This window comes from Microcoleus sp. T3_D1, assembly GCF_036700405.1.
In the GTDB taxonomy this organism is placed as follows: domain Bacteria; phylum Cyanobacteriota; class Cyanobacteriia; order Cyanobacteriales; family Microcoleaceae; genus Microcoleus.
On the sequence record NZ_JAUBOV010000006.1, the window covers coordinates 147,478 to 154,144 of the forward strand.

Below are 6,667 nucleotides of genomic sequence, written 5' to 3' on the forward strand. Positions count from 1 at the left end.
GTAGTGTATTTTATGGAATCCAACTTGTTAAATATCACAGAAGATGGGGTCAAAGAACCGACTTTGATGCCCATAGACAAGCGCTACCTGCTCGTCATCAACATCAAATCCTTCTACGACCCCAAAGGCAGCAGGTATCTCGATTTAATGTGGGCTAAAGACCTAACCCAACACTTCAAGTATTTGAAAAACTTCACGCTAGCATCTCCGGGCGTGCGAGAAACTCCCCCAGAAAATACAATAGAGGTGGATTCGGAAACATCATTTGCTGATGCTAAATTTATTGACCTTCCCTCCGCAGATAGCTTGGCAAAAGCAATATTGCTGCTGCCGGCAACGGTTGCCCAGCTTTGGGGCGCGATCGCATCTTCAGATATCGTACATAGCGGCGTAGCAGGCTGGCCGATTCCGATGGCATGGTTAGTGACGCCAATAGTCCTGATACAGCAGAAACCATACCTGCTCGTAGTCGAGTCCGCACCGTGGCGGCTGCCACCGGGCACCCCTGCCAGCATTAAAGCCAAAATTCAAGCTTACATATACGAAACATTGAATCGCTGGTGCATCAACAGCGCCGACTTGACAATCTTTACACAGGCAGAATACCAGCAAAGTTTATTAACAAAACGACACAAAGAAAGTCACATAATTAATGCTTCGTGGATAGATGAAGAAAATATTATTTCGGAAGCAGACGCGACAAAAATATGGCACGAAAAACTGTCTGCCTCGCCCAAACAACTAAAAATTCTATTTGCGGGCAGATTGCATCCAAATAAAGGCCTGTTAGTTCTGCTAGAAGCAATGAAAATCTTGGACGAGCAAAACATTGCCGTCAAGCTGGACATACTAGGTGAAGGCGAACTGTTAAGCAACTGCCAAGCAGCAAGCAAGGCGATGCAAAAATCGGTACAGATCGAACTTTTGGGAACTATTCCTTACGGCAGAGAATTCTTCGGGCGGCTGCAACAATATCATGCTGTTGTGGTTCCCAGCATCTCGGACGAGCAGCCCAGAATCGTATACGATGCTTATTCCCAGGCCGTACCTGTACTGGCAAACAACACAGCCGGACTCCGCGACTGCATCGAAAACGGCATCACAGGCTCGATCGCTAATTGCAATGACCCCGTTGCTTTAGCAAACTCGATCAAAGAGTCGGGAGAAAACTTGAACCTACTTCAAAATATGGGCATGGCAGCTCTGAACAAGGCTCGCAGCCTGACTCACGAAGAAATGCACCGGCAGCGGTGGCAGCTTTTGTCAATTATGTTGGAGCAATTAAAAAAGTAGGCGATACCTGCAGGAGGGCGATCGCTCCAGCTTGCCAGATGGGTACAACTTGAGCTAAAAAGTTGTTACACAAACAACGGTACTTATGTCCAAGGCCAGCGAGTCCAATCACCCCTATCCACTGCTGGTTGTCATTGTTAACTACCGAACCTCTAGTTTGACAATTGACTGCTTGCGCTCTCTAGTTAGCGAAGTTCAATCGCTGCCCGGTATGCGAGTTGTAGTTGGCGACAATGCTTCAGGCGATCGCTCCGTCGAAGAAATTAGTAGTGCGATCGCCTCAGAAGGCTGGAATGAATGGGCATCCTTCGTTCCCCTAGACCGTAACGGCGGATTTGCCTTCGGCAACAACGCCCTGATCCGTCCCGGCCTGCAATCCACCAATCCCCCCCCTTACTTCCTGCTGCTCAACCCAGACACCATCGTTCGCCCCGGTGCCTTAAAAGCCCTCGTCGATTTCATGGACACTCATCCCGAAGCCGGCATCGCCGGCAGCCGCTTGGAAGACCCCGACGGCACGCCCCAGGAGTCAGCTTTTCGGTTTCACAACATCTTGACGGAACTCGATTTTGGTTGGCGGACAGGGTTTATATCCAAGTTATTAGCCAACTGGGCTGCAGCGCCCCCCATTTCCCAAGAAACCTGTCAAACTGATTGGGTAGCTGGAGCCAGCATGATCGTCCGTCGCGAAGTATTTGAAAAGATTGGCTTGATGGATGAAGCTTATTTCATGTACTGCGAAGAAATGGACTTTTGTCTGCAAGCGAACAAAGCTGGCTGGAGTTGCTGGTACGTACCCGAAAGTCGCGTTGTCCACTTAGTCGGCCAAAGCTCAGGCGTCACTGACACCAAAAAGCCCGCCAAGAGGCTGCCTACCTATTGGTTTGATTCCCGGCGTAGGTACTTTATCAAAAACTACGGCTTGGTTTACACAGCATTAACTGATGTATCCTGGGCTTCGGGTTTTGCAGCCTGGAGGGTGCGCCGCGTACTTCAAGGCAAACCAGATGGCGATCCACCACAATTACTGAGGGATTTTGTATTAAATAGTGTATTTTTTAAGGGGGGTAAGATTGAAAAATCCAAAAACTTTTAAAGGGAGTTGGTAAATCCGTCAAAGCCAACTAAACGAGGTTAACCTAGGCAAGCAAAATATTTTATGATGCAGCCGAGAAATTAGTATTCTCGGTCTATAAAACCGGATTGCTCCTTCCTAAAAAACCTGAGAGACCCATTAAGATCGTGGGCATCTAGCAATAGAGTAAACAAGAAATAGTGTGAATTAGAGCTTATGGTAACTGAGCAAAACTTAATCACCAGTGAAAATCAACTAGAAGACCCCGGCCTGGGACTGTGGCAGCAAATTAAAGAAGACTGGATTGCTCATGGTCGAGATTGGACAAAACCGGGATTTCGGGCCGTAGCAGTGCAGCGTTTTGGCGTCTGGAGAATGCAGGTAGAACCGAAATTACTGCGAGCTCCTTTGAGCATTATTTATCGATCTCTCTACCGAAAAGTTCGCAATAGTTACGGGATAGACTTGCCTTACACTGTGAAGCTCGGTCGTCGCGTGGTGATTGAACATCAAAACGCTATTATTATTCACGGATATTGTACGATCGGCGACGACTGCATTATCCGCCAAGGCGTCACCCTGGGAAACCGCTATTTGGAAAAACCGCTAGAATCGCCTCAATTGGGCGATCGGGTTAACGTCGGCGCTGGTGCAAAAATCCTCGGAAAAGTAAACTTGGGAGACGACGTAAATGTCGGTGCCAATGCTGTAGTTTTATCAGACATTCCAGCCGGTCAAACTGCCGTTGGTATCCCAGCCAAAATTATCAAATCCCGCCCTGCGGAAAACAATACTTAAATCATTGTCTTCCTTCTGCCTTTTTCTTCCTCCTATAACTCTGCGGAGATTCAATCAATCTACCTAGTCAAGTTAGAGAGCCCTGTTAAGATAAACTGCACAAATAGGCACAATTGTCAACATCATCAAAATATTCCACAAACAATGGTTGAGTCAATCACTAAGCCAATCGTTTCTGCTACAGAAGCAGACTGGAGCCGCGAAAAACCCAGCAAGTGGTGGGAGCCTAGTCGCCAACTGCTCAAATCTATCCGCAACTATCAAAAGTGGCAGCAGCAGGGTGGGATTTTCGGCTATTTTTTATGCCGTTGGAACATCATTCAGTATCGATTCTGGACCGTTGTAACTGCAACAGACATCCCTTTAAACTGCCAAATACAAGGAGGACTGCTGCTGCCTCATCCTAATGGCATTGTCATTCATCCAAGTGCTTCCATTGGCCCTAACTGTCTGATTCTTCAACAGGTGACAATTGTTGCTGATGTCAAAATCGGCGGTCACGTCGATATCGGTGCAGGAGCGAAAATTATTCGCTCCGTCACGATCGGCGATCATGCTTTGATTGGTGCCAATGCTGTGGTGATTTGTGACGTGCCACCAGGTGCAACCGCAGTAGGAATACCGGCAAAAATAATCGAAAAAAAAACCCAGGAAGTCTGAAAAATAATTTCTAGAAGTCGCAGAAAAATTATGAAATTAGCTCGACTTTTATTAAAATATAAAGGAACTGCTCAGTAGTCGAATTCAAAAGGTAAAACTTGAAACAAATTGGATTAGTTACGAACAGCTAGGATTTTGGATTTAAAATTAAATAAAAAACCCGGGGCTTTCAGTCCCGGGAGCGTCCAAAAGCTCAAGTTTTCTCCCTCACTTGTCAAGCTGGTTTCAATCTTTCGAGTACCAACTCAGCACGCCGCCGCGCAACTTTTTCCCACGTAAATTCCTGTGCCCGCTCGCGGGCAGAGTCACTCATCCGAAGCCGCAACTCGGCACAACCAGCTAGCTGTTGCAAGCCCGTCACTAGCGCTTCTTCATCATAGGGCGAAACAATTATGCCATCTTTGCCATCTCGGACAACGCCGCCCGCTCCCATAGGGGACGTTAGAACTGGCAAACCGTTAGCCATCGCTTCATAAGTAACCAGCGGACTACCTTCTTCGAGACTGGGAAATGCAAAAAAGTCAGCTTCGCGATAAGCAAGGGCAATATCGTTGGAGTAATCCCTATGAATTACATCTGAGCGTGCTAAAATGCTGCTGCAAGTTTCAGCAATTGCTGGCTCCATACTTCCGCAAAGCAGTAGTCTGCCTTTAATTCCTGCTTTTTCCCAAGCCCGCAACAGCAAATGAGCTCCTTTTCTGACACAAACGCTGCCCACAAAGATAACAGTAATCGTGTCTGACAGTGGCTTGTCGATCGAAAAATGCGGGAAGCGCTTGGGAGACCACCCGTAACTGGTAAGGATCAGTTTATGTTCGGGAACTCCCGCTCCCATAAAAGATTTTTTTACCTCGGGGCTCGGACAAAAAATGAAATCTGCCAAACTAATTTCTTCATCCTCTTCCTGAATCATACCAGCAGTAATTTGGTGTTGGGGAGAGATTCCCAAGCGGCTGGAAGCATCATCAATAATAGATTTTGCCTGCTTTGTATAGCAGTTGATGCGCTCCAAAAAAATGGGTTTGCTCTGCTGCTTCACTTTCCTAAAGGTTTCGATCGAAGTGTTAGGCCACAAGTAAATTGCATCAAAATCCTTGACATCTCTAAGGAAACGCTTTTCTGTATAATCTCTAAGTCTGTCAGGGCTGCGGTAATACAGCCATTTGAGGTATCTGGGTACAGCTTCCACAAGATTCGGTCTGCGACATGACGGATCGCAATTCGGAACAACCATGCGGACTTGAGAGTCAGGGTAATTCCACTGTTCGCAGAGTGAAAAAAATATATGGCTGACTGCCCGATCGCTACAGTAAATTGTGAACAAAGAACTTAAATTCAGCATTTTTGACCAAGCTCGACTCAAAATGATTGGTGTGGCTTAATACAGAATAAGCTAGAGGCAGTTTAACACCGAAAACCGCAGCTCCATAGAAGTTACAATATAAAGATATTGTGAACTTACCTTGAGTGTCACTAAAATATTAAAATAACAGCTCAGTAGTCGAATTCAAAAGGTAAAACTTGAAACAAATGGGATTAGTGGCGATCGGACGAAATGAAGGGCAGCGCCTCCGCCAATGCCTAGTGTCGGCCACAGACAAAGTTGCCCGCGTCGTCTATGTCGATTCCGGCTCAACAGACGGTAGCGTAGAGTTAGCCCGATCGACCGGAGCCGATACAGTAGAACTAGACTTATCTATACCGTTTACCGCAGCACGCGCCAGAAACGAAGGCTTTGCCCGCTTGCTGCAATTAGTTCCAGACATCGAATTTGTCCAATTTGTCGATGGCGACTGCGAAATCGTTGACGGCTGGATCTATCGGGCCTACAGCGAACTCACAGCCAAACCCGAGGTAGCAGCAGTATGCGGGCGCAGGCGCGAACGATACCCCGAAGCCAGCATCTACAACCAATTGTGCGACATCGAGTGGGATACCCCCATCGGCGAAACCAAAGCCTGCGGTGGCGATTCCATGATGCGCGCGGCAGCATTTGAGCAAGTCGAAGGTTTCAATCCCGCACTAATAGCCGGCGAAGAACCCGAACTGTGCGTGCGGTTGCGCCAAAAAGGTTGGAAAATCCTCCGCTTAGATGCAGAAATGACCCTGCACGACGCGCAAATGACCAGTTTCTCTCAGTGGTGGAAACGCGCTCAAAGAGCGGGTCACGCCTACGCCGAGGGTTCCTGGATGCACGGAAGCGAACCGGAGCGCCATTGGGTCAAAGAAACCCGCAGCACCTGGTTTTGGGGCTTAGTCTTGCCAGCCCTAGCCTTGGCAATGACATGGCCGACCAAAGGCTGGAGCCTGTTACTATTGAGTGGCTACCCCTTAGCAACCTATCGCACCTATAACTATTATATAAAGCATCGGGAGATCGCAAGTAAAGAGGCAGCCATCTACGCTTTGTCTTGCGTATTAGCCAAATTTCCCCAGCTACAAGGTCAAATCCAGTTTCACCAGCGCCGATTGCTGGGGCAGCAAAGCAAGTTAATCGAATACAAAACAACCAACTCTATTAATTCAGCCAGCTAGAATTACAGCTAACGTCCCAGAAAGTCAACCCCTGAGTAGCAAACAAATGAGTAATAAAAAATTAAAATTTTTACTAATTGTAGAGCAGTGCAATCCTGACTGGGCATCGGGAGCATCCCGGTTTTGTAAATGGTTAAAAGTATGATAAGAGCCAAAATTCTTCGCCCTCTGCTATATGATAGAACGCAAAAGTTATCGCCCGCAGGCTAACCAAACTGGCGAGAGAGAAGTATCTAAAGTATGGGAGTCGGGAAGAAAAATAGAAAAGAAGCCTCTATATTCTAGATTAATTCATTTAAGTAAGCA

General features: G+C 47.2%; 6 protein-coding genes. 5 read left to right on the top strand and 1 reads right to left on the bottom strand.

The window, feature by feature from the left end; translation table 11 throughout:
* The first annotated feature begins 12 nt into the window (after positions 1 to 12).
* From QT992_RS05175 to QT992_RS05190, 4 genes are all read left to right on the top strand, one after another.
* Complete coding sequence (locus tag QT992_RS05175; RefSeq protein ID WP_333341795.1) at positions 13 to 1,293, top strand: glycosyltransferase; 1,281 nt, start codon at positions 13 to 15, stop codon at positions 1,291 to 1,293.
* Between the two features lie 85 nt (positions 1,294 to 1,378).
* Positions 1,379 to 2,389, top strand: coding sequence for a glycosyltransferase family 2 protein (locus QT992_RS05180; protein ID WP_333322065.1), 1,011 nt, complete (start codon positions 1,379 to 1,381; stop codon positions 2,387 to 2,389).
* Positions 2,390 to 2,584: 195 nt separating this feature from the next.
* Positions 2,585 to 3,166: a serine acetyltransferase gene (locus tag QT992_RS05185; protein ID WP_333322064.1), complete on the top strand. Its 582-nt coding sequence runs from the start codon at positions 2,585 to 2,587 to the stop codon at positions 3,164 to 3,166.
* Between the two features lie 144 nt (positions 3,167 to 3,310).
* Complete coding sequence (locus QT992_RS05190; protein ID WP_333322062.1) at positions 3,311 to 3,826, top strand: serine acetyltransferase; 516 nt, start codon at positions 3,311 to 3,313, stop codon at positions 3,824 to 3,826.
* 214 nt (positions 3,827 to 4,040) lie between these two features.
* Here the strand turns inward: QT992_RS05190 and QT992_RS05195 are convergent, their stop codons facing one another.
* Positions 4,041 to 5,168, bottom strand: a complete 1,128-nt coding sequence (locus QT992_RS05195; RefSeq protein ID WP_333322061.1) for a glycosyltransferase family 4 protein — start codon at positions 5,166 to 5,168, stop codon at positions 4,041 to 4,043.
* A gap of 179 nt (positions 5,169 to 5,347) precedes the next feature.
* Here QT992_RS05195 and QT992_RS05200 point away from each other — a divergent pair, with 179 nt between their 5' ends.
* The gene (locus QT992_RS05200; protein WP_333341792.1) at positions 5,348 to 6,361 is read left to right on the top strand and encodes a glycosyltransferase; all 1,014 of its coding nucleotides are present in this window, start codon (positions 5,348 to 5,350) and stop codon (positions 6,359 to 6,361) included.
* The last annotated feature ends 306 nt before the right edge of the window (positions 6,362 to 6,667 follow it).

Coding starts and splice junctions, on each gene's coding strand:
- QT992_RS05175 (WP_333341795.1), top strand. CDS start 13: ATGGAATCCAACTTGTTAAATATCACAGAAGATGGGGTCAAAGAACCG.
- QT992_RS05180 (WP_333322065.1), top strand. CDS start 1,379: ATGTCCAAGGCCAGCGAGTCCAATCACCCCTATCCACTGCTGGTTGTC.
- QT992_RS05185 (WP_333322064.1), top strand. CDS start 2,585: ATGGTAACTGAGCAAAACTTAATCACCAGTGAAAATCAACTAGAAGAC.
- QT992_RS05190 (WP_333322062.1), top strand. CDS start 3,311: ATGGTTGAGTCAATCACTAAGCCAATCGTTTCTGCTACAGAAGCAGAC.
- QT992_RS05195 (WP_333322061.1), bottom strand. CDS start 5,168: ATGCTGAATTTAAGTTCTTTGTTCACAATTTACTGTAGCGATCGGGCA.